Below are 23,685 nucleotides of genomic sequence, written 5' to 3'. Positions count from 1 at the left end.
TTTTGAGTAGTTATTTAGCTAATGTTAAATGCGATACCATAGTTAAGCGCTGCAAGTGCTTAATGCCGGATTGCATTCTTTATTATACTTGGTTCGAACAAATTAACTACAAAAAAGATGCGGAGTAGAGGGGGAATATGATCAAAATGAGGGGGCAAACTCTTATTTTTTGCGGTTTATTATCCGGAAGGCAAGTAAAACGCTTGAGGTAGAATAGATTGTTATTCCCAGTTGATTGGAAATAACAATGAATAGGCTTTGAAGTTAGCCTGGTTGTGAACTTTGAGGTTTCTGCTGGCAGGAATGCTCCGTTGTATAAGTGAAATTGTTTAAGGGAATGATATCAATCTGCAGTCTTGATTTGGAATACAAATGTTGATCCTTTTCCGATTTCGCTTTCTACCCTAATACAAGTGCCATGAAGTTCGAGTATGGCATATACGAGGTAAAGTCCGATTCCAAAACCACTGATGGTTCTAGTTTGTTCTGACTGGATTCTGTAGAATTTTCTGAAAAGGAATTTTTGCTCTTCTTTCGAGATGCCAATTCCGTTGTCTTTCACGCTCACGGTGAACGCTTTATCCTGTTTTTGGCAAGTTATGCTTATTTCCCCGCCTTCAGGCGAGTACTTTACAGCGTTGCTAATCAGGTTAATCAGCACCAGTGAAATCTTTTCAGCATCGCCAATGGCCATTGCATGCGCTTCGCCAATATAGTTGAAATGGTGCTTAGAGGTAGTAATTGTTACATCACTTAAACAATTGTTAATCAGTGCTGGTAAATCAAATGGGTTTAAGTTCAACCTGAGCTGACCATCGTCCATTTTAGAGATGTTTAGAAAATCTCTGATCATGGCTTCCATTTTTTTGGTTTGTATCTCAGCTTTGGAAAGCGCTTTATCGATAAATTCGTTTTTTTCATTCCTTGCCTTAAACAGTGCAACCTGCACATAAGAACGCAAAGAGGTTAGGGGCGTTTTTAACTCGTGACTTACCAGACCGATAAATTCTTCCTTTTTCTTGTCGGCTTGCTTTTTTTCGGTAATATCTCTCGCAATTTTTGAAAGACCAATCACCCGGCCAGTACTATCTTTAATGGGCGAAATGGTTAACGATACATCTATTAGCCTGCCGTCTTTGCGGCGCCTGATGGTTTCAAAATGATCAACCCTGATTCCTTGACTAAGCTGGGAGAGGATTTTGGGTTCTTCATCAAGCCGATCCTGAGGAATGATTTTGAGAATCGATTGCCCAATCATTTCTTCGGCATTGTAACCAAATATTCTTACTGCCGATTCGTTCCAGCTGGTTACTATACTATTGAGGTCTTTGCTAATAATGGCATCGTCTGATGATTCGATTATAGCGCTCAGTCGTTTGCTGTTTACTTCGGCAGAAAGGCGGTCGGTAATATCGCGCGCAATTTTCGATACGCCAATAATTACTCCTTTGTAATTTAGAATGGGCGATATGGTGAGTGATACAGCTACCAGACTGCCGTCTTTGCGCATTCTTCTGGTTTCAAAGTGATTTATTTTGATCCCCCGGTGTAGTTTGGAAATGATTTCGGTTTCTTCATGCTGGAGATGGGCAGGAATAAGCCTGAGTATAGAAACGCCAATCATTTCTTCGGCAGTATAGCCAAAAATGCGTGATGCTGAACTATTCCAACTGGTAATAATCCCTTCCAGGTTTTTACTGATGATGGCATCATCGGAAGATTCGTTGATGGATTGGAGTATGGCGTTCTTTTCTTCCGCTGTTTTTAATACTGCATTTAAACGCAACAACTTTTCATTGTCGAGATTGAGATCTAATGCAAGTTTTTCCAGTTCATTTATTACTGCGGCAATATCATTAGATTCTATCATGTTGTGTTATGAGTAAACAATATAGGTAATATTTATATTGCCGGTTTATCTGTTGCCATAATGACCTAAAAAACCGGGTGGTTTTACCCCTTTGTAACAAGAATACTATATGCGTTTTGCCCTGAACCGAAATTTTAGGTCAGACGGCTGATTTTTCGGATAAAAATGAATGCGGTTTTAATGCTTTCGCTTATCATTTGCAGATCAGTTTTTCTGGTTATCAGCTGCTACAGTTTGCTGAAGGAAGGGAGTATCAAGAATACTGATCCGTTTGCCCTGCGCCGAAATTTTACCGCCTTTACTAAATTCTGTAAAAATCTTGAAAAGCGTTTCGTATGTAGTGCCAGAGTAGGAAGCTACATCCTGACGGGAAATATCAATATCTATAGCGCCCGAAGTATCGGTGCCAAACTGAGATTGTAAGGATAAGATGGCGTTAGCAATTCTACCTTTTACTGACATGTGGGCCAGGTTGCGCATCCGCTCGTGCGATTCCTGAAGTTCGGCCGCAAAGAAATGCATAAGCTCGTAGGTAAAATCCGGATTAACCCGTAGGCTCGATCTAAAGAACTGGAGGTCGATAAAACAAACCATTGCCTCTTCTAACGCAGTAGCCGAAACCGGATAAACGGGGTTTTTGCCTAATCCAAGGTGGCCAATTACATCGCCCGATCTGGCGAAGCGTATAATCAGTTCCTTTTCGTTATCCCACTTCTTATGCACTTTAATTGTTCCTGAGTAAACAAAAAAGATACCGTTTACTGCATCTCCTTCTGAAAAAAGCTGTTCGCCTTTTTTGATCTGGAAGTTTTTCTTCTGCTGGGAAACCGCAGGCAGCCAGTCCGCTATTACACGACTGCACAGGTAACAGCGTTTTAGGTCACAGGCATTGTTGCATTCTTTCATCTTCAGGGTCTTGCTAAGGGCAAAAATACAATTATTAATTTATCAGTGTTTAATATTTTAAAACATATTTAATAATATATAAAATTGTATTAATTTATTTATTGATTCTTTATTAATATTGTTTAAAATATATTTTATGCTTTGTTCTTATTTTTTATTTCTACTTTTGTCTCATTCTCAAATAATGAAATGAATAAGATAAAAAATATCATACCAATATCGCCGGCGCTTGGCATTTTCGGTAAGTTTAAAATGGGTAAGCACAAAGAGAAAAGCTCAAAAAAGCGCCTTTTATTTATATCCATGCTCTCGGTTGGTGTAGCCATCGGAATCTCTTTCATCGCAAAAGTGCTGGTATCGCTAATTAACCTGGTAACCAATATTTCTTTTTACCAGCAGTTTGATTTCAGTTTTCATAGTCCTGCCGATAACCACCTTGGTTTACTGGTGATCATTGTTCCGGTTATAGGCGGGGTAATAGTAGGCTTTATGGCCTTCTACGGATCGAAAGCGATTAGGGGGCACGGTATTCCGGAAGCCATGGAGCAGGTACTTACTAATCAAAGTAAAATAAAACCTTCAATAGCCATATTAAAACCTGTATCTTCTGCAATTGCAATTGGTACTGGCGGGCCATTTGGGGCCGAAGGACCAATTATCGCTACCGGTGGCGCATTGGGCTCTACGCTGGGGCAGTTATTTACTGTAAGCCCTGTTGAACGTAAAATTATCCTGGCTGCAGGGGCAACTGCGGGCATGTCGGCCATTTTTGGTACACCGCTTGCCGCGGTATTTCTTGCCATCGAACTGTTATTGTTCGAATTTTCTCCGAGGGCAATTATACCAGTGGCACTTGCCTGTATTACAGGAGCGGCAGGACACCATCTGCTTTTCGAAGCAGGACCTGTGTTTCCCATGCCTGTGCTTTCGGCACCGTCAAATGCAGCGTTGGGTATTTACAGTCTCATCGGGATTCTGGTAGGGCTCGCATCACTGGGGCTTACTAAGGTGGTTTATTTTGTCGAAGATGCCTTTGAGCATTTGCCCTTACACTGGACCTGGTGGCCGGCAATAGGTGGGCTTGCAGTTGGTGTTGTGGGCTATTTCGCACCGCGTACATTGGGTGTAGGTTACGATAATATCATTTCGCTCTTAAGCGGGCAACTCTCCATCTCGGTTATTCTTTCGTTATGCCTGTTTAAATTTATTTCGTGGGCTATTGCTTTGGGTAGCGGAACTTCGGGCGGAACACTTGCACCTTTAATGACTATTGGTGGTGCAACCGGCGCAGCTTTGGGTTACCTGCTGCATGCTGCTTTTCCAGCTTTAGCTATCAGTATTCCGATGTCGGCGTTGGTAGGCATGTCGGCCATGTTTGCCGGTGCTTCGAGGGCTTATTTAACCAGTATTCTTTTTGCACTCGAATCTACCCAGCAAATACAAGGGCTGTTACCATTGCTTGGTGCCTGCTCTGGTGCTTATCTCGTTTCTGTGTTTTTAATGAAGAATACCATCATGACCGAGAAAATTGCCCGCAGGGGAATTCATACACCAGATAGCTATGAGCCCGATCTGCTGTTAAAATTACGCGTTACAGAGGTGATGGATCGTAGTCCGGTTTTTATCAGTTCATATAATACCATTGCCGAGGTGCGGAAATATTTTGTGGCAAATCCGCCTAAAGAAAACCAATATGCGGTGCGGGATACAGCAGGAGCTTATATGGGCACGATTTCAGTGTTGGATATTTTTCAATGGGTAAAAGAGGATATGGCCAGTATCACAGCTATTATCAAATCAGAAGATGAGCAGATTAAAGGAAACGAACCCGTTAGGAAAGCTTTAGAATTAATGCACAGCACAGGGAATGATTTTGTGGCAGTGGTTAGTGGTAGAGACGGCACATCATTCGAGGGATTGTTAAGCTATAAAGATATTGTTAGGGCCTACAGCACAAATCAGGAGAAGGAGAGCAGGATTGGCAGAAACCTTTCGATGGATAGGCAAGCCAAAAAGATGATTGTGAAGGGCAAAAAAATGATGGCCGACCGGAGAGTTTAATGGTATAATGTTATTTAATTAAAGAATATGAAAAAGACAAGTTATTACCTGATGATTGGAGGCTCAGTGTTGCTGGTCGTTACCTTATTAACAGGAGGGCAGCTAAATGCAATCAATCCGGTCGATTCTCACCCCTGGACCATCAACATCAATGGAATCCGTTCGTTTCCCTGGCCAGAATTTACTGGAGGCCTGCTGATTGCACTAGGGCTTATTTTTAATATTGCTACCTGGCACCAGAAAAAGTCGAGGATAGCCTAATCGTAATGGGGCTATTTGCAACTTTCAATTAACAGGTTTACAAAGTATTAATCAGCCCAAATGATATGATAGCGGACAATAATGCGCTTGAAGAAGCCATAGCGCAACTCAAAGCCAAAGGATATACTTTAACCTTTAGCCCCGATGATGCCCATACCGCCGCCTGGGGTGTGGCTGGTCCGTGGCCAACAGATATTGAATATCATATTGATGAAGAGATATCCTGCAGGGTTTATAACGATGGCGACGAAACCCATATCAGGGTATTGGCAGTAACCACTAAGCCCTTTGGTTTAAAAGGAATTCAGTTGGTAAACGCAGAACAGCAACGCTACTGGACAGTTGATGAGATTTTGGTTGGTTTTTCGAAAATGCTGAAAGCTACTAAAACGTTTCTTTTTCGTTCAAAGAGTAGCTAGTTTAAAGCATAGATTCACTTCGATCAATTATCCTACCGAACCAGAGTGTATACTGCTCAGGTATTTTTCGGTTTTAACCTGTATATGCCTCCAATTTTGCAGCTATTTCAGTAATGATCGTCATGCTGAAGGTATGTCTGCCTGTAAGCCATCTTTTAATTTCATCAGGGTTAACATCCAATGCAATGGCCAGATCTTGTTCTGATAACTCATTATTGGCAATTGCGGCTGCAGTTTTTGCAGCAACAGCAAGGTTTAGCTGCGATAAGCGTTCGATAGCAGGGTTTCCGGTTTCTTCCAGCCAGATAGCAACAAAATCGTTTTCTTCCATTTTATAATGCGTAATAATTGGTATCCCAGCCAATAACAGGTTGGTTCTTTCAGGCGGCAAATTTAACAATCCTGAAACAATCATTACTATCCATTTTTATTTTTTGAGCGATAAGCCTTAAGATATCTAAATGATTTAACCAATTTTAGGTTTTTAACAATTTGCAGCCACAGGAGTGTAGCGGTTAACGATTGTTATAAGTCGAGCTATATCAAAAGGTTTACGCAAATAAGTATCAAAGCCCATTTTTCGGTAAGTAAGGTCTATATCTGTATTACAGCTAGAGGCAATGAGTGCGGTTTGAGGGCACAAAGTACGTATAACTCTGCATAACCGGGCAGGCCGCAGAAGGTCCTGAAAACAATCCATAATAATCAGATCGGGACCATAACTCACCACAGCGGTAGCTAGGTCACCATCCCAGTATGGAAGCGTTTTTACCTGGCAACCCTCATCGGCTAATATAAGGCTAATAATTTCGAAAATAGCCAGGTCGGGTTCGTGAAGAAATATCTTTTTCATGGCAGTCCTCCGAAAAAGATAGATCCCATATGTCCGTCGGGAATATTTTAAGGATATTACAATATAGTCAAAGAAAGCTTACAAAACGAATTTTTTGAGTAGTATAATTGTTGCACACTAATATAATATCCTTTTATTTACGCCCTTTATTGATCGAAGTTAGTTCTAGCCAGGCATCCGGAAGCCCTGGCGAACTTACCTGCAGTTTAATGTTTCCTGCTTTATCCGAGCTTTTCACAATCACCATTGCACGTCCGTTCCAGGGCTTTCTAGTATTAGAAGTATAAGGTGTAATGTCTTTAAGATCTGCGTTATCTGTTGCGGCGATAGTTGCTGCTCCCGATAATTTAAAAGTTAGGCTATGGTTTGCATCAGGCCTGATATTACCCTGCTTGTCTACTATTTCTACTGTAACAAAAGAAAGGTCCTGCCCATTTGCGTAAAGCCTTTTTCTATCAGCCTTTAACCTTATCTGTGCAGCTTGACCGCTGGTACTTAAAATAACAGCTTCTTTTTCCTGGCCATTTAGTATTCCAACAGCTTTTAATTGGCCTTGCTGATAGGCCAGGGGAAAGGTTGCTTTAAATTGTTGTTTTACGGTTGTTGTTTTTTCTCCAATCAGCTTGTTATTCAGATACAGCCGTACAGCAGGGTATTTACTGTAAACTTCTACCTGTATTTCCTTGCCCTCGCAGCCTGGCCAGGTCCAGCTTTCCCACGATGGCCAAACCGACCACATGGTTTCTTTAATTACACCATTAGCCGGATTCGGCTCTTTTACTGCCATATAAATTTTCTCGTTGTCATTGTATAACATACTTCGGTAGTGCGAAATTGGCTTCCTCCAGCCGGTTAGGTCAATGTCGCCACAATAGGCACCATGCCATGGAAATAAATCACGTTCCCAATGTTGTCCTTCCAGTTCGCCGGGATAATAATAACGCCCAATTCCGGATTCGCCAAGGTAGTCCATTGCAGTCCAGACAAAGTCGCCGATGATATAATTGTTTTGCTGTACCAGCTCCCAGTTGGTAAAAGCATCTCTCGGATAGGATTCCGTTTGTACAATTATACGTGAGGGTATCCGCGTATGGTCTGCAGCTGCATGGTGCAACTGGTAGTTATATCCGGCCACATCGTGGGCTGCCATTAGCGGATCGAACATTTCCCAGTCTTTATCCCAGGTGGTCATCGCCGAAGTTACTGGCCTGGTCTGATCATGTTTCTTTACATAGGACGATAGTAGTTTAGCTGTTTCAACTGCTTTGGCTTCCTTTCGCTCAATAATCTCGTTGCCAATGCTCCACATAATGATGGCGGGGTGGTTGCGATCGCGTTTAACCATTGCCGCAATATCGCGTTCAGACCAATCGTTAAAATATAAAGCATAGTCATATTTGTTTTTTCCGGTGCGCCATCCGTCAAACGCTTCATCAATAACCAATAGACCAAGCTTATCGCAGGCATCTAAAAAAGCCGGCGAGGGTGGATTATGGGAAGTACGTATAGCGTTAAAACCTGCTGCTTTCAACAGCTCAGCCTTTCTTTCCTCAGCGCGGTCAAAGGCTGCCGCACCCAGACTTCCATTGTCGTGGTGCACACAGCCACCATTTAGCTTTATTGTTTTGCCGTTCAGCTCAAATCCTTTCGTTGGACTGAATTTTATAGATCGGATACCAAAATTTTGTATTTCTTTGTCTAATAGCTTTTTATTATCCTTAATCTCAACTATTGCGTAATACAGGTTTGGTGCTTTTATATCCCACAAAAGCGGATTATTCAGTGCTAAATTTTCGGTTATGCTGTTGGAACTGCGGGGCTGCAATTTAACCTGTATGGTTTTGGTTGCGGCTTTGCGGTGGCTTTTATCAAAAACTGAGATGGATACTGCCACGTTTTTAGGTTGGTCGGTATCGTTATTTAGCTTAGCCTCAACCCGAACAATAGCTTTACTGGCACTTACCGTTGGCGTAGTTACAAAAATACCCCATTGATCGAAATGTACAGGATCTTTGCTCATGAGCCATACGTGGCGGTAAATCCCCGATCCGCTATACCAGCGCGAATTTTTTTGTTGCGCGTTATCTACGCGAACCGCTATGGTATTTTTAGTGCCGTATTTCAAATATGGGCTCAGATCGTAGGTAAATGAAGAATATCCGTAAGGGTAAACACCAAGCGATTTGCCATTTATAAAAACCTCAGCATTCATGTAAACTCCTTCAAAATAAATAGATACCTTTTTATTTTTCCAGTTCGCTGGTATAGAGAAGGCTTTTCTGTACCAACCTATGCCTGCCGGAAAGTATCCACCATCATTACCCATTGGGTTTTTTGCATCTATTCTGCCCTCAATGCTCCAGTCGTGTGGCAAATCGCGCGCGCGCCAGTTTCGGTCATCAAATTCAGGTGTACTGAAGTTATCTGATTTATCTGCCAAATTAAATTTCCATCCATAATCAAACAGCTCCTTATTGCCATTAAATGCTTGTTGTGCACTTGATTTTAGTGCAATAAGCATCAACAAGACGGTTACAGCTGAATAATAAAAACCTGGATAAGCATATTTTTTCATTGTAGAATGGATTTAGACCTGGTTAAAGCATGAAGATATAAATAATAAGCGTTATATGTACGTTTAAAATTTAAAATACAATTTTACTGTTTAAAGCAAGTGATCTGATGGTTAATGAATTATAGTTGATTTATCTGTAAAAGGGTAATAATACCTCGAAAAGGGTATTTGTATTGGATAGATTACAGCCTATAGCGTGTTGATGTTTTTAAGAGAGAGAGGAGAAGTTCTGAACCAGTGATGAGTAGATCGGTGTTTAAAATTTAGTGTTTTTTGAGCCGAATAAAAAAATCTATTCGGCCCTTTAAACTTAAAACCGCCTTTCTCGGCCTTTGTTACGAAGTAATTCGATCAAAATACCGAAACCAGAAAGTAGTGAGAATACGCCGATGATTAGGTTGGTTCTGTCATCCATGAAGTTTTTAGTTTAGGTTTTCAAGATATAAACTTCAAATGACATTAAGAAGACATTTGATGAAAAAAAGTAAAAAAATAATTTGAAATCAATTTTTACTTTAGCTATGTAGATTATTAGGCGCTAACCTGGGCTCGAATTATCAGATTTTAAAAACCATTATTTGATCGAAAAGGTTTCTTTGATAAGCCGTTTCGGTTTAATGGCAATTTAATATTTGGTTTAAGCAAAAGAGTATGAGTTTACAGGCGTACAATCAAAAACGGGATTTTAAAAAGACTACTGAACCTAAGGCGGGGATAAGTAAAGACAGTAAAAGGTTGATGTTTGTGGTGCAAAAGCACGATGCTTCCAGGCTCCATTACGATTTCCGTTTGGAGATGGGCGGTGTTTTGAAAAGCTGGGCAGTACCTAAAGGCCCCTCGCTGGATCCTAAGATTAAACACCTGGCCATGATGGTAGAAGATCATCCTTTCGATTACCGCAATTTTGAAGGGATTATACCGAAAGGAGAATATGGTGGCGGAACTGTGATTGTTTGGGATCAGGGCTGGTACGAAACCATAACCGATATTAAAGGGAAGAAAGCACAGGAGAATAATTTGCTTAAAGAGCTGGCTAAAGGTTCGGTTAAAGTGCGTTTGCACGGCCAGAAATTAAACGGGGAGTTTGCGCTGGTAAAAACCAAAGGCATGGGCGAGCATGCCTGGCTGCTGATTAAGCATGATGACGAATATGCTTCTAAAAAGGATATTACTAAGCTGGATGAATCTGTACTGTCGGGGAAAACCCTGGCAGTAATGGAAGAAACGAGTGAAAAAGTATGGAAATCGGGGAAGGAGCAAAAGCTGAGTACTGATAAATTAGCTAAAGTTGTTAAGAATAAAAAAGATAAGGATTTGGATCAAGGGCAGGATGTGGCACCTGATGTTGCCAAGCTGCTTCGAAATGCACCTAAATTGGCTATGCTGAAAAACGTAAAACCCATGCTGGCCACTTTGGTTGATAGCGCTTTTGATGATGAAGACTGGCAATACGAAGTGAAGTGGGATGGTTACCGGGCGCTTGCTTTTTTGAACAAACATGATGTAGAGCTGCTTTCGAGAAATAAAAAATCATTTAACGAAAAATTCTATCCCATATACGAGACGCTGAAATCGTTGAAGCTCAATGCAGTTTTAGATGGAGAGGTACTGGTATTGAATGATAAGGGCGTTTCGAACTTTGGCCAGCTTCAAAACTGGAGGAACGAAACCGATGGAACGCTGATTTATTGTGTTTTTGATATTTTGTGGTACAAAGGCAAAGACCTTACCGCACTTACTTTAGTAGAACGGCAGGCCATATTGAAGGAGATATTGCCTAAAACTAATGATCGTATCCGTCTTTCTAAAGTATTTGATACCAGTGGAATTGAGTTTTTTAAGGCTGCCGAAAAGATAGGGCTGGAGGGAATTATGGCCAAACGTAAATCTTCTGTTTACACCCTAAACAACCGGTCTAAAGACTGGCTCAAAATAAAAATCAACAAAAGACAGGAGGTGATTATTGCAGGTTTTACCAAAAACAAAGATACTTCCAAATCTTTCAGCTCGCTTATACTGGCCGTGTACAAAAAAGGAAAACTAAGCTTTGCCGGCAAGGTAGGTACAGGATTTTCAGATCAGCAACAAAAACAGATGATGAAAATGTTCGAGCCCTACATTAGCAAAAAGAGTCCGTTCGAAGTTGTTCCGGATGTAAATAAGCGTTCGAGATTTCAACGCATGCAGCCTGATGCAGAAATTACCTGGATGAAAGCTGAACTGGTTGCTGAGGTTGAATTTATCGAAATCACCAGTGAAGGTGTGTTCAGGCATCCCTCATTCAAGGGCATGCGCGAAGATAAAAAGGCTAGAGAAGTAATAAGAGAAAAAGCAGGACCTACTGAAGAGATTATTGAGCTAGATGATAATAAAAAATTAGTGAATAAAGAGGTATCAAAAATGGATTCAAGCGAATTGTTGAATGCTAAAGGAGATAGACAGGAAATTAAAATAAAAGGGAAAACCCTCGAGTTTAATCACCTTTCTAAAGTTTACTGGCCTGGTGAGGGGATAACCAAGCGCGATTTGCTGAATTATTATGCCGATGTTGCCGAATACATGTTGCCATATTTAAAAGATAGGCCACAATCGTTAAACCGTTTTCCGGGCGGCATAAAAGGCAAGCCATTTTACCAGAAAGATGTTAAAGACAAGGCACCCGATTGGGCTAAAACTTTTCCTTACTCAACCGGCGATGGAGAAAAAAAGGAATATCTGCTAGGTAACGATCTGGCAACGCTTTTATGGATGGTATCGTTAGGTTGTATTGAAATCAATCCCTGGTTTTCGCGGGCTAAAAAGCCCGATTATCCTGATTATTGTGTGATTGATCTCGATCCCGATCAACAGGATTTTGATCAGGTAATTGTTGCAGCGTTGCAGGTAAAGGAAGTGCTTGATGCTATTGACGTTCCCAGTTTTCCTAAAACCTCCGGATCGACAGGCATTCACATCTATATTCCGATGGGAGCGAAGTACACCTATGAGCAAACCCAGCTTTTTGCCCGCATTGTTGTAGAGGCTGTTCATGCTGCTTTGCCCGAATTTACGACACTTGAGCGTAGTATTGCCGCCAGGAAAGGGAAAATGTATCTCGATTTTTTGCAAAACCGCCCAGGCGCGACTATTGCTGGCCCGTATTCGGTAAGGCCAAAGCCTGGTGCAACTGTTTCTACGCCATTAGCATGGGATGAGGTAAAGCCAGGCTTGAAGATGAAAGATTTTAGCATTTTTAATACCATGGCTAGATTAAAGGAAAAAGGCGATCTTTTTAAAGGTGTGCTCGGCAAAGGGATCGATCTGAAAAAAGCCATTCAAAAAGCTAAGCAGCAATTTCAGTAGTTTTTCCTATCGGTCTTCTGCACCTCCTAACGCTATCGGTTGGTGTCCACACCGACCGATACAGATGGCCCTGGTGCGTCATGCTGAACTTGTTTCAGCATCTCTTCATCCTTAAATAGAGCCATTAAAACGGGAGGTCCTGAAACAAGTTCAGGAGGACGATCGTTTAATCTGTAGCTAATCCACAACTCAAAACAATCGGCTTTGCCTGACTGTTAGTATTGAAGCTTAAAATATAATTATGAGATCGATCTGGAAAGGTTCAATTGGATTTGGGCTGGTTAATATCCCCGTTAAGTTATTTTCTGGTGTGCAAAACAGTCATTTAGATTTAGATATGCTGGATGAGCGCGACCATGAAAAAATCAGGTTTTTACGCGTTAACGAAAAAACACATAAAGAGGTGCCCTTTGATAAAATTGTGAAAGGTTACTTCTTGAAAGACCGCTACATTGTTTTAGATAAACATGATTTGGAAGAAGCAGCCCCTGAGAAAACGAAGATTATTGAACTCGAGAATTTCGTCGATATCCAGGATATTAATCCTATATATTACGAAACTTCTTATTATACAGAACCTGAAAAGCAGGGTAAAAAAGCATACGCCTTACTTTTAAAAGCATTGGTGAAATCGAAAAAAGCAGGAGTAGCCCGTTTTGTATTGCGCAATACCGAAAATCTCTGCGTTATACACCCAATGGAAAATGTTATCGTGGTTACCAAAATCCGGTTTCAGCAAGAAATCAGAAGCTTATCTGAAATTAATAAGGTAGAGGACATCAATATCACTAAGAAAGAGATGGATGTTGGACTGGCCTTAATTAAACAGTACAGTTCGGCATTTGATTTAGGTGCATTTAAAGACGAGTATAGCGACGAACTGTTTAAAATTATTAAAGCCAAGGCCAAAGGTAAGCGGGCTACAGTAAAGAAAATGAAACCACAAAAGGCAGTTAGCGATGATCTTTACGAGCAGTTAATGGAAAGCTTAGGAGCAAAAAAAGGAGCTTAAGACTAAATGCATGGAGATGCAATTTGGTGAGACCAGCTCCCCGTAAACATTTGTAGCCTACCATAAAGGCAGGCTACAATATATTAAGATTGCTATCAGGTTTCAGGCTGGCTAATTAACCAAACTTGCGTACCCGGTAAATTAACGATAACATAAAATAGCGACCAAGGCGGTTTACCTGCCTGTCGACAATTACGTTATCAAATACATCTCTCGAAATGCCCGAATTCTGATCAAAAAGATCAAATCCTTCTACACGGATAGCTGCCATATCGTTTTTCATAAATTTGTACTCCATCGACAGGTGTAACAGGGTAGGATTGCGAACGGCTCCGTTATTGAATCCATTATTAATCTGCTTGCTGAAATCGTAACCCAGGGTAAGATCTTTAAAGAAATAGTTACGGCCTTCAATGCCATACTCAAAGCGGTTCGATTGTCGGTTGCTCAAAGTTGTGTTGGTGTAGCTGGTTAGGTTTTGAGAATAAGAGGTTTCTATCTCGAAATTGGTAATGTCCTTCAGGTCTACCCTGAACTCCAGTTCTTGTCGCCACGAAATGTTTTTCGCTTCAATCCTGCTATTGTCGGTAAAAGAAATGTTGTTGTTCAATTGTCCCGAACCCGAATACCCGATGGTAAACTTCCGTTCAGCCGATAGCGGTTTACTGATGTTGTAATCACCTTGTATAGTGTAGTAGCCATCGGTATTGGTGTAGCTTGTTAACTGATTTACTGTACCGGGTACACGCGCTTTGGTGGTTACAATTTTGTCGTCAGTTCGTTCATATCTGAAATTAGCCAGAATCACTTTACCTGCACTCCAGTCGGCCAGTTTGTAGTGGGCGTTAACGCTGTGTACAAATTCCGGTTTCAAATCGGGGTTTCCGGTAATTTCATTCTGCAGGTTCGAGTTATCGGTAATTGGTTGTAACTGCAGAAAACCTGGTTGGTTATTTCTGCCCCAATAATTTACATCAAGCGACTGCTGATTTGAGAATTTATAAGAAAACCTACCCGATGGGATCAGGTTAAAAGTGCGGTTCTCGGTTTTAACATTATGGCTCAGGTTCTGTCCGGTTAAAACAGCCGGCTGGGCATTAATCCCAACGGTATAATTCAACTTTTCGCCAATGTAACGGTAGTTCATACCTACTTTGTTGGTTACAAACTGATAATCATAAATATTGCTTAGCTGTGGGTTGAAAACCTGACTACCAGCCATTACATCGTATGTTTCTTTTGCATTGTTGGTCGAAGTACGGTTCCAGCTGTAGTTAAGCTCGATAAAAGTTTTATGCCATAAAGGCTCCATGTACGATGCGCCAACATTTAAACCGAAGTTATTGTTATCCTGATTGTTTAATTGGTTTTGGATTAACGAATCGGTTTTACTGCCATGCATATTAATGTACTGGTTGTACCCATTTCTGTTATTGCCCCCGTTAGAGTAGTTAATGTTACTCCAGCTGCTCAGGTTACGCCCTTTTTTCGCAAACTTGTGGTTATAAAAAATATTTGCCTTGGCACTAAAACTATTCGAACTGTTTGCATTGGTCGATTCGCGGCGCGTAAATAATGTATCCTGTGTAACCAACGATCCACCCGTACTGTTACCTATGCCTGTATTATAGTTAAAGTTTGGCGAAATCTTCAGGTAGTTCATCGTATCAATTTTATACTCGAGGTTACCGCCCATCCAGTGACTATAGTTATCGCTCTTGTTGTTGTTTTGTGCATCTTCGAGGCGATTGATGTTTTGCCCGGCATCTTGTAAAATGTTCTGCGTGTAAGTGGTGCTGATGGTATTATTGCGGTCGTTGTTAAAGTTATAACCGGCATCAAGCGAAAGTTTAGGGCTAAACTCATTTTTGAAGTTTAAGCCAACTGCGTTTCTGGTCGTTACTCCATCGCCACCGCCGCCACGCATATTGGCATTGGCCGAGGTCGCATCAAACGAAAGTTGTCTTTCGCCTTTCATGCTGTTACCCCTTATACTGGTGTTATAGCGGTCGGCATTACCCACACCCGCCGAAGCACGGGCAAAATATCCTTTCTTTTTATCTTCCTGGATGGTCAGGTTCAGGATTTTCTCGGGTTCGCCGGTTTTAATGCCGGTTAATTTAGCCTGATCACCATAGTCATCAATAAATTGCAGGTTTTTAATAATATCAGCCGGCAGGTTTTTAATCGCAGTTGCCACATCCGTGCCGAAGAAATCCTTTCCATTAACCCGTATTTTGGTTATGGGCGCACCCTGACTCGTTACATTACCATCTTTATCCACTTTTACACCAGGCAGTTTTTTAAGTACTTCGTCTACAGCATCACCTTCTCTCACCGGAAAGGCTTTGGCATTAAAACTCACCGTATCTTCTGTTACTTTTACTGGGGGAACACCCGATATCACAACAGCATCGAGCGTATTGGAAGATGGCTTTAGTTTAATGTTTTCGATAGTAAGGCTATTTCCCTTTTCTATCAGATACTGTTTGGTAAAAGTATCGTAACCAATAAAGGCAGCCGATAAGGTAAACTGTTTGGATTTAATTTTGGCAATGATAAAGGTGCCATCCGGATTGGCTGAGATGCCAACACTATCGGTTTTCGATTTAATTCTAACTACAGCTCCGGGTAAAGGCTGGCCGGCAGTATCGAGCACGATGCCCCTAACCGAATAATTTTGGGCAAAGCTGTTTAAGCAAAATCCTGCAAGCAGGAGCAGCAGCCAGGCCGACTTAATAAAAAACTTCATAATACATTTGTGTGCTATAAAGGTACACTACAGGCTTTTAAAAGCTGTGGCGCGTAATCAACATGTTACCGATTGTTCTGTAAAGGATATATGATAAAGTAAGATGTGATGCACAGGAGTAGAGGATCGTCATTGCGAAATGCCTTTTTCAGCTGTTCTTCCTCGCAATGACGATTTTCTTTTTTTAGGCTTTTCGAATAAGCTACACGTCCTTTATTTATTGGTAATAGCGGTCATTTTAACATTGGCGCTATTTTCGCTTCTGTCGCCGGTTGCAATAATGGTGTAAATCTTTCCGTTTTCGATTTTTACCTTTTCAAGGCTATTGAGCACCTGGTTATTTCCGGTTTCGCGTAAGTCGAAGTCAACTTCGGCAGCTACCGCCATGTTTTCGAAATTGGTAGCGCTTTTATAAGCCAGGTTACTAAATACAGGCTGTTTTCCACGCACGTTTAAATCAAGCCCCTTTGCGCCCTGACTTAAGTTAACAAAACGGATTTTTCCACTGTCTTTTATGGGCACGTTAAGGTTATCTTCGGTTAAAACCAGCGTGGGCGCGCTTGCTGTACCGCAAATAAATACCGAATAATTGCGACCTGCGGTAAGGGTAAAATCGGCACTGGCAAGTGTAGCTGACGAACCTGTGTTGCTTACTTTAACTGTTAATTTTCCTTCAGGTACTTCGTTGTAATCGCTGTGGGGCAGGGCATCCAGGCTCGCTTTTTTAATGCCATTAACGTAGAAGTCGAATTTACCTGTAAGATCGAGGCCGTTGTTGAACGATAGGGTAGCGGTTGTAGCTACAGGTTGATCAGTTTTGCTGTCCTTTTTGCAGGAAGTAAAACTAAGGGCTAGTAGGCTTATAGCCATGACATACTTCAAATAATTTACTGTTTTTTTCATAATAGAGATAGGGATTTTGTTTCGCCATAGAAACGGGTACGGGTATCTTTTTGCTACAAGGAATCAGATTGGATTGGTTTATGGGCGCATTAGATGCTGATAATCTTTGGTTTAAATTTTACCTGCTAAAGGCTTAAATGGAGTTGTTAGCGGAATTGATGGTATCTCATCTGTTTTTTCTTCAAACTTTTACCAAAGGGTTTATGCGAATGTGTACAGGCAGAGGCACTTCCATAAGGTAATAGATTTTAACTATTTGCACATAGAATTATGTGATTGTGATTATTGACAGGAATCCCTTAATTTTATATCAGTTCATAAATTTAAACTAACAAATCATAATATTAAAGATGGAAAAAGACCCGAACGATATCAGCAAATGCCCGTTCCATAACGGCAGCATGAAAAACAATGTAGGTGGTGGCGGTACCAGAAATAACGACTGGTGGCCAAAGCAGTTAAAACTTAATATTCTCCGTCAGAATTCAGCTTTATCAAATCCCTCTGATCCTGATTTTAATTACGCCGAGGCTTTTAAAAGCTTAGATCTGGAAGCTGTGAAAAGTGATCTGCATACTTTGATGACTGATTCGCAGGATTGGTGGCCTGCAGATTTCGGTCACTATGGTGGTTTATTTATCCGTATGGCCTGGCATAGCGCAGGTACTTACCGTGTGGGTGATGGTAGAGGTGGTGCAGGAGCCGGATTACAGCGTTTTGCACCTTTAAACAGCTGGCCTGATAATGTGAGCTTAGATAAGGCGCGTCGGTTACTTTGGCCAATTAAACAAAAGTATGGTAATAAAATTTCATGGGCCGATTTAATGATTCTCGCCGGCAATATTGCTTTAGAATCAATGGGCTTTAAAACCTTTGGCTTTGCCGGAGGTCGCGAAGATGCCTGGGAAGCTGACGAATCGGTTTACTGGGGTGCAGAAACAACCTGGTTAGGCGGCGATTTACGCTATGCACATGGCTCTGATGGTGCCGATAAAGCACATGGCGTAGTGGTAACCGACGATGATGCCGATGGTGATATCCATTCGCGTAATTTAGAAAAACCACTGGCTGCAGTACAAATGGGCTTGATTTATGTAAATCCCGAAGGACCAGATGGCAACCCTGATCCAATCGCAGCAGCCAAAGATATTCGCGATACTTTTGGTCGCATGGCCATGAACGACGAAGAAACTGTTGCTTTAATTGCAGGTGGACATACTTTTGGTAAAACCCATGGTGCAGCCTCTGCCGATCATGTGGGTAAAGAACCTGAAGCAGCTGATATTGCCAGTCAGGGTTTTGGCTGGAGCAGTAGTTTCGGATCGGGTAAAGGTGCAGATACCATTACCAGCGGATTGGAAGTAACCTGGACAACCACGCCAACCAAATGGAGCAATAATTTCTTCGAAAACTTATTTAGATACGAGTGGGAATTAACCAAGAGCCCGGCAGGTGCACACCAGTGGGTAGCTAAAAATGCAGAAGCCGTTATACCTGATGCTTATGATAGTGCAAAGAAACATTTGCCAACCATGTTAACCACCGATCTTTCTTTAAGGTTCGATCCGGCTTACGAAAAAATATCAAGAGGCTTCTTAGAAAATCCTGATGCTTTTGCTGATGCTTTTGCACGAGCATGGTATAAGCTTACACACCGCGATATGGGACCGCGCGAGCGCTATCTTGGTGCCGATGTGCCACAGGAAGAATTGCTTTGGCAAGATCCGATACCGGCAGTAAATCACACTTTGGTTAACGAAAGTGACGTTACCGCACTAAAATCTAAAATTTTGGCTTCAGGCCTTACTACCTCGGAATTGGTTGGTACTGCCTGGGCTTCAGCAGCCACTTTCAGGGGTTCCGATAAACGCGGTGGCGCTAATGGCGCTCGCATAAGATTGGCACCACAAAAAGATTGGAAGGTAAATAATCCGGTCCAGTTACAAAAAGTATTGGGCGTTTTGGAGAACATTCAGCAAGATTTTAATGCTGGTCAAACAGATAATAAAAAGGTTTCTCTGGCCGATTTAATTGTACTGGCTGGCAATGCAGGAGTAGAGCGTGCCACAAACGGCGTAATTGTTCCGTTCGTTGCAGGCCGTATGGATGCCTCACAAGAGCAAACAGACATAGAATCGTTTGGCTATTTAGAACCGGCTGCCGATGGTTTCCGTAACTACCGCAATCCAAGAGTACCTGTGGCTACAGAAGAGCTGTTGATTGATAAAGCGCATTTGTTAACTTTAACTTCGCCCGAATTAACCGTGCTAGTTGGTGGTTTGCGTGTGCTCGATATCAACTTTGATGGTTCTAAGCATGGTGTATTTACTCAAAATCCTGGTCAGCTAAGCAACGATTTCTTTGTGAACCTGTTGGATATGAATACGGCCTGGAAAGCCACTTCTGAGGATAGAGAACTATATATTGGTAGCAGCCGCCAAAGCGGACAACCCAAATGGACAGCTACCCGTGCCGACTTGGTATTTGGCTCAAATGCAGAACTAAGGGCAATTGCCGAAGTTTATGCCAGCACTGATGGTCAACAGAAATTAGTTAAAGACTTTGTAGCCGCCTGGACCAAAGTGATGAATTTAGATCGTTTTGATCTGGCTTAACAGTTTTTAATTAGTCGTAAATACCGAAGGATTGCTGCATGCGGCAATCCTTTTTTTATGTATACGATTAGGTACTACTTACTTCATTGTCATCCTGAGCCTGTCGAAGGACTTTTTAAGCAGTATTAGTTTATTTTTCTTCACCATATAAGGCAGGTAAGTTTCATATAAGCCTAAATGCCCTTAAATGTCTTAGGTGGTAAAAAGTATATTTTTATGTGCCATTGTCATCCGGAGAGTTAATTTATTGTATAAAAATCAATTTGAGTGACAGCCCCTCAGGGGTCGTCATTTCGAGAGTAGTGCAACGTAGCCGAGAAATCTGTCTCTATAGATTTCTCCATTCCGCTGCCAGTGAAAAACTGGCTTGCTCCAGTCGAAATGACGATTCTTCTATTCTGGCGTCAATGGTAGGTAAGTGGAATAACTTCGTTAAACAATGCTAGCTCACTTTTCTTAACCATAAAAGCAGATAGGCGTCCTGTAAATCTAAATGCTCTTAAATGCCTTACATGGTAAAAAACAACGTAATAATTAGCATTAAGATTCCCGCTTTCGCAAATGACGATCCCGAAAAAACTTAACCCAACAAATACAGCACAGCCAACAACGCCGGTGCCGAAATCAATATCCATAAAACCAGCCCTTGCAAAATGGGTTTAAAACCAACTGAAGTAAATACCTCTCTTGATAATCCCGAGCCAATCAGAAACAAAGTAAGCGTTAAACCAACTTTAGAAAGCTGTACGATTTGACTTCCAATAATTTTTACAAAAGGCAAATACGTATTCAGCACAATAGCCATTACAAACAAACCAATAAAATAAGGGATTTTGATTTTAGCCCCCTTATTCCTGAATAACAACGAACTAAGTACAGCAATCGGAATAATCCATAAGGCCCTGGTTAACTTAACTGTAGTGGCAATTTGCAATGCCTCTGCGCCGTATTTACTGGCTGCACCTACTACCGAGCTGGTATCCTGAATAGCAATGGCGCTCCAAATCCCAAACTGCTGTTGCGAGAGTTGCAGGCTTTGACCAATAAGCGGGAAAATAAATAAAGCAACGGCATTGAGGATAAAAATGGTGCCTAATGCAACACTAATTTGTTTTTCCTGCGCTTTAATTACCGGAGAAATGGCAGCAATGGCGCTGCCGCCACAAATGGCTGTACCAACTGTAATCAGAAATGACGATTTGCGGTCTACCTTTAAAAGCCTGCCCAGTAGATAGCCCATAACCAGTGTGGTTAAGATAGATAAGATGGTAAAGGTAAAACCACTTTTGCCGGCCTGCAATGCCGAATCTACATTCATGCCAAAACCAAGTCCAACTACTGAAAATTGCAGCAGGATATGTGTAGCCTTGTGGTTAAGGTGTAAAAAAGGGTGGCCGATAGATTGCGCCACAACAATTCCCATTAAAAGTGCAACAGGAGAAGAGATAAATGGCATCAGACACAATAAAAGAAAAGCAAAAAAGATGATTTCCCTAACTGTGACCGATTTATTCAATATTTTATTATCCATGATTTTGTTGTTTTTACACGACAAAGATGGGTAAGCCAGTGAGAGTTTAGAAATGAATAATTGCTATCTGTTATAACTTAAGGTTATGAGAGGCGAGGTGTTTGATAAAGATTTCCTGCAAGTCGGGCGTATCGCCCTGCTGCGTAATGAAATAGAATACACGAGTAATATCGAGCCCTTTAACATCAACCACCTTTAGCTCACCACTTTTAAGCTCTTTGAGTATGGCATGGATAGACAGGAAAGCGAAAGCATTCGTATTAAGGAGATAAGCCTTTATACTTTCGGCACTTTCCAGTTCCAGATCCCTGTTGAGTTGCGATAAACTTAAACCTGCATTTTTCAGTGCAGCAGCCACTACTTCAAGCGAACCAGAACCCGGCTCGCGCAAAACCAGGGGTAGTTTCTGGAGATCACCTAGACTAATAGTGGTTTTTTTGACCATCGGATTAGTATTGCTGGTACAGAGTACAATTTCATCCTGAACAAATGGCGTATATTTAATGTGCGGGCGTTTAGATTGCCCTTCAACCAATCCAAGGTCAATTTTATTTTCAATTAACAGGTTTTCTATCGCTTCGGTGTTGTTCGATTTAAGCGATACGGTTATATCAGGGAATTGCTGTCGGAAAGAAGCCAGATATTTAGGTAAAAAATATTGGGCAATGGTTGTACTTGCTCCCATGCGAAGTGTTCCCTTGATGTTTTTAGCGAGAGTAGAAAGCTCAAAATCAATATTACGGTGGATGTTTATTAGCGCTTCGGCGTGTTTCAAAAGGATATTGCCAGCCTGGGTAATTTTAATTTTCGTTCCATTACGGTCGAAAAGCCTGGTTTTATAAAAAGCCTCTATCTCCTGTATATGCTTGGTAACTGCGGGTTGTGTAATAAATAATTCTTCAGCAGCCCTGGTAAAATTAAGCCGCTTGGCCACGATATAAAAAACCTTCAGTCTAAAGTCAAACATCTAAAATACGGATTATGCTTTTGCAGTCTGCTAAATTAACGAAATATGTGATTTAGTCATGTAAATTAACCCAAAGGCTGGCTGATATGCTAAAGATATGTAAATACTTAGCCTGTTTATTGCAGTTTACGATTAAATCCGTGCTTATTTTTATTTTTGCAGCACAATAACACCTAAAAGGGATGATGAACATAACCGACCTGATTATAAGCGATAAAGAACAGATCCAGTTAAACGATTTGTTTTTAGACGAATATAATCGAACCATGCTTAACCAGCTGATCAGAGAGCATAGTTACATAGAACAGCTGCGCCAGTACGAATTGCCGGTTAATAATAAAGTGATGTTGCATGGTAGCTCGGGTTGTGGTAAAACTACTACAGCTAAAGCCATTGCGGCTGCACTGGGTAAGAACCTGCTTGTGCTTAATCTCAGTAATGTAATCAGCGCCCGCTTAGGCGAAACCGCCCAGCATGTTAAAATGGTTTTCGATAAGGCCAAAAGGGAGAAAGCGGTTCTTTTTCTGGATGAGTTTGATCAGATAGGTAAGGCAAGGAGCGAGGGCGACAAAGATGTTGGCGAAATGCACAGGCTGGTTAATACCATGATCCAGATGATTGACTATTTCCCTGAAAATACGCTGTTAATCTGTGCCACCAATTACGAATCATTCATCGATCCGGCTTTGTTAAGGCGTTTTCAACTTAGGTTAAGCTTTACCATGCCTGGCGACGCAGTGCTGGATGCTTACTACGATAAACTGCTTTCGCGTTTTCCAGAGCATATCCGGATCATTGAGCGCAAATATGGTATATCCTTTGCCGAAGCCAAAGATCATGCTTATCGACTGGTTAAAGATGTGCTAATCAGTGAATTTGAGCTGCAAACAACTTTAAGCGAAGTAGAAGAAACCCAAATACTGGCCAATTAGCATTCAAACACAGGTATGTTGCAAAACCGGGTAAATCCATTTGGTGAGATTATTAAAACCAGGCATAGAGGCAGCTGGCTGGGCAACCGTGGGGTAATCCACAACAATACTCAAGAAATTGTACGCCAGTTTAAGGTTAAAGCATGGATAACCTGTGTGCTCGAATTTAGGGGCAGGCACCGCGAGGTAATGCAACCCAATCACTGGACTGAGCTTTTCTTTTTAGACGAGGCCACTGCTTTTGCAGCCGGACACAGGCCTTGCTTTCAATGTCGCTATGCAGATCACCAGCGTTTTAAATTGTTTTGGCTAAAAGGCAATCCCGGGTATCAGTTCAACATAAAAACTGCGGTAACGGAAATTGATAATATCCTCCATCAGGAAAGAATCACAGCCGATAAAACTAAAGTTTATTACCACGAAAGTTTGGATGCGTTGCCTGACGGAACTTTTGTGTCCTATCAAAATAATCCTTACCTCATTAAAGAAAAACAACTGCACCTGTGGACACCAGCAGGTTACGAGAAGGCTGTTACTTTTCCCGTTTTGGATAAAATAGCTGTATTAACGCCTAAATCCTTTGTAAATATGTTTGCTGTTGGCTATGTGCCGCAGATGATGGCTTAGCTTTTTTACTGAATGCGGAGATTAGCTAAAGAATCTCAATCTTTCTTGGTTTTGTCTCT

17 protein-coding genes are annotated in these 23,685 nt (G+C 41.5%); 8 read left to right on the top strand and 9 right to left on the bottom strand.

What is annotated here, in order from left to right; translation table 11 throughout:
- Positions 1–343: 343 nt before the first annotated feature.
- Together DBR40_RS14260 and DBR40_RS14255 are read right to left on the bottom strand one after the other, a co-directional pair.
- Positions 344–1,870 carry a PAS domain S-box protein gene (locus tag DBR40_RS14260; protein WP_124560416.1) on the bottom strand — a complete coding sequence of 509 codons (1,527 nt, stop codon included), beginning with the start codon at positions 1,868–1,870 and terminating at the stop codon, positions 344–346.
- Between the two features lie 204 nt (positions 1,871–2,074).
- A complete protein-coding gene (locus tag DBR40_RS14255; protein ID WP_124560415.1) occupies positions 2,075–2,776 on the bottom strand; it encodes a Crp/Fnr family transcriptional regulator in 702 nt (233 codons plus the stop codon).
- Between the two features lie 189 nt (positions 2,777–2,965).
- Between DBR40_RS14255 and DBR40_RS14250 the strand changes: the two genes are divergently transcribed.
- The 3 genes from DBR40_RS14250 to DBR40_RS14240 all read left to right on the top strand — a co-directional run bounded on the left by DBR40_RS14250 (position 2,966) and on the right by DBR40_RS14240 (position 5,517).
- A complete protein-coding gene (locus DBR40_RS14250; protein ID WP_166211366.1) occupies positions 2,966–4,837 on the top strand; it encodes a chloride channel protein in 1,872 nt (623 codons plus the stop codon).
- Between the two features lie 27 nt (positions 4,838–4,864).
- Positions 4,865–5,098, top strand: coding sequence for a hypothetical protein (locus DBR40_RS14245; protein ID WP_124560414.1), 234 nt, complete (start codon positions 4,865–4,867; stop codon positions 5,096–5,098).
- Between the two features lie 65 nt (positions 5,099–5,163).
- Positions 5,164–5,517, top strand: coding sequence for a hypothetical protein (locus DBR40_RS14240; RefSeq protein WP_124560413.1), 354 nt, complete (start codon positions 5,164–5,166; stop codon positions 5,515–5,517).
- 73 nt (positions 5,518–5,590) lie between these two features.
- On the opposite strand, the gene DBR40_RS14235 is transcribed toward DBR40_RS14240, so the two are convergent.
- The 3 genes from DBR40_RS14235 to DBR40_RS14225 form a co-directional block, all read right to left on the bottom strand.
- Positions 5,591–5,932 carry a hypothetical protein gene (locus tag DBR40_RS14235; RefSeq protein ID WP_124560412.1) on the bottom strand — a complete coding sequence of 114 codons (342 nt, stop codon included), beginning with the start codon at positions 5,930–5,932 and terminating at the stop codon, positions 5,591–5,593.
- Between the two features lie 69 nt (positions 5,933–6,001).
- Complete coding sequence (locus DBR40_RS14230; RefSeq protein WP_124560411.1) at positions 6,002–6,370, bottom strand: response regulator transcription factor; 369 nt, start codon at positions 6,368–6,370, stop codon at positions 6,002–6,004.
- Between the two features lie 133 nt (positions 6,371–6,503).
- Positions 6,504–8,945, bottom strand: coding sequence for a sugar-binding domain-containing protein (locus DBR40_RS14225; protein ID WP_124560410.1), 2,442 nt, complete (start codon positions 8,943–8,945; stop codon positions 6,504–6,506).
- A gap of 651 nt (positions 8,946–9,596) precedes the next feature.
- On the opposite strand from DBR40_RS14225, the gene ligD reads away from it, so the two are divergent.
- Positions 9,597–12,287: a DNA ligase D gene (gene ligD, locus DBR40_RS14220; protein WP_124560409.1), complete on the top strand. Its 2,691-nt coding sequence runs from the start codon at positions 9,597–9,599 to the stop codon at positions 12,285–12,287.
- 241 nt (positions 12,288–12,528) lie between these two features.
- Entirely contained in the window at positions 12,529–13,299 is a 771-nt protein-coding gene (locus DBR40_RS14215) for a Ku protein (RefSeq protein WP_124560408.1), read from the top strand.
- Between the two features lie 115 nt (positions 13,300–13,414).
- Here the strand turns inward: DBR40_RS14215 and DBR40_RS14210 are convergent, their stop codons facing one another.
- Positions 13,415–16,051, bottom strand: coding sequence for a TonB-dependent receptor (locus DBR40_RS14210; protein ID WP_124560407.1), 2,637 nt, complete (start codon positions 16,049–16,051; stop codon positions 13,415–13,417).
- A 213-nt stretch (positions 16,052–16,264) separates the two neighbouring features.
- Positions 16,265–16,954, bottom strand: a complete 690-nt coding sequence (locus DBR40_RS14205) for a DUF4397 domain-containing protein (protein ID WP_124560406.1) — start codon at positions 16,952–16,954, stop codon at positions 16,265–16,267.
- Between the two features lie 350 nt (positions 16,955–17,304).
- Here DBR40_RS14205 and katG point away from each other — a divergent pair, with 350 nt between their 5' ends.
- On the top strand, positions 17,305–19,569 hold the full coding sequence (gene katG, locus DBR40_RS14200; protein WP_124560405.1) for a catalase/peroxidase HPI: 2,265 nt from the start codon (positions 17,305–17,307) through the stop codon (positions 19,567–19,569).
- A 580-nt stretch (positions 19,570–20,149) separates the two neighbouring features.
- Here katG and DBR40_RS14195 read toward each other — a convergent pair.
- Complete coding sequence (locus DBR40_RS14195; protein WP_124560404.1) at positions 20,150–21,100, bottom strand: YeiH family protein; 951 nt, start codon at positions 21,098–21,100, stop codon at positions 20,150–20,152.
- 70 nt (positions 21,101–21,170) lie between these two features.
- Positions 21,171–22,067 (bottom strand): LysR family transcriptional regulator, encoded by an 897-nt coding sequence (locus DBR40_RS14190; RefSeq protein WP_124560403.1) that lies wholly within the window; start codon positions 22,065–22,067, stop codon positions 21,171–21,173.
- A 182-nt stretch (positions 22,068–22,249) separates the two neighbouring features.
- Between DBR40_RS14190 and DBR40_RS14185 the strand changes: the two genes are divergently transcribed.
- Positions 22,250–22,999 (top strand): AAA family ATPase, encoded by a 750-nt coding sequence (locus DBR40_RS14185; RefSeq protein WP_233603894.1) that lies wholly within the window; start codon positions 22,250–22,252, stop codon positions 22,997–22,999.
- A gap of 15 nt (positions 23,000–23,014) precedes the next feature.
- Positions 23,015–23,626, top strand: coding sequence for a hypothetical protein (locus DBR40_RS14180; protein ID WP_124560402.1), 612 nt, complete (start codon positions 23,015–23,017; stop codon positions 23,624–23,626).
- Positions 23,627–23,685: the final 59 nt, after the last annotated feature.

It is taken from the genome of Pedobacter sp. KBW01 (genome assembly GCF_003852395.1).
Lineage (GTDB): Bacteria > Bacteroidota > Bacteroidia > Sphingobacteriales > Sphingobacteriaceae > Pedobacter.
Note: the sequence above shows the minus strand (reverse complement) of the source record. Positions and strands in the feature narration are given on the sequence as shown.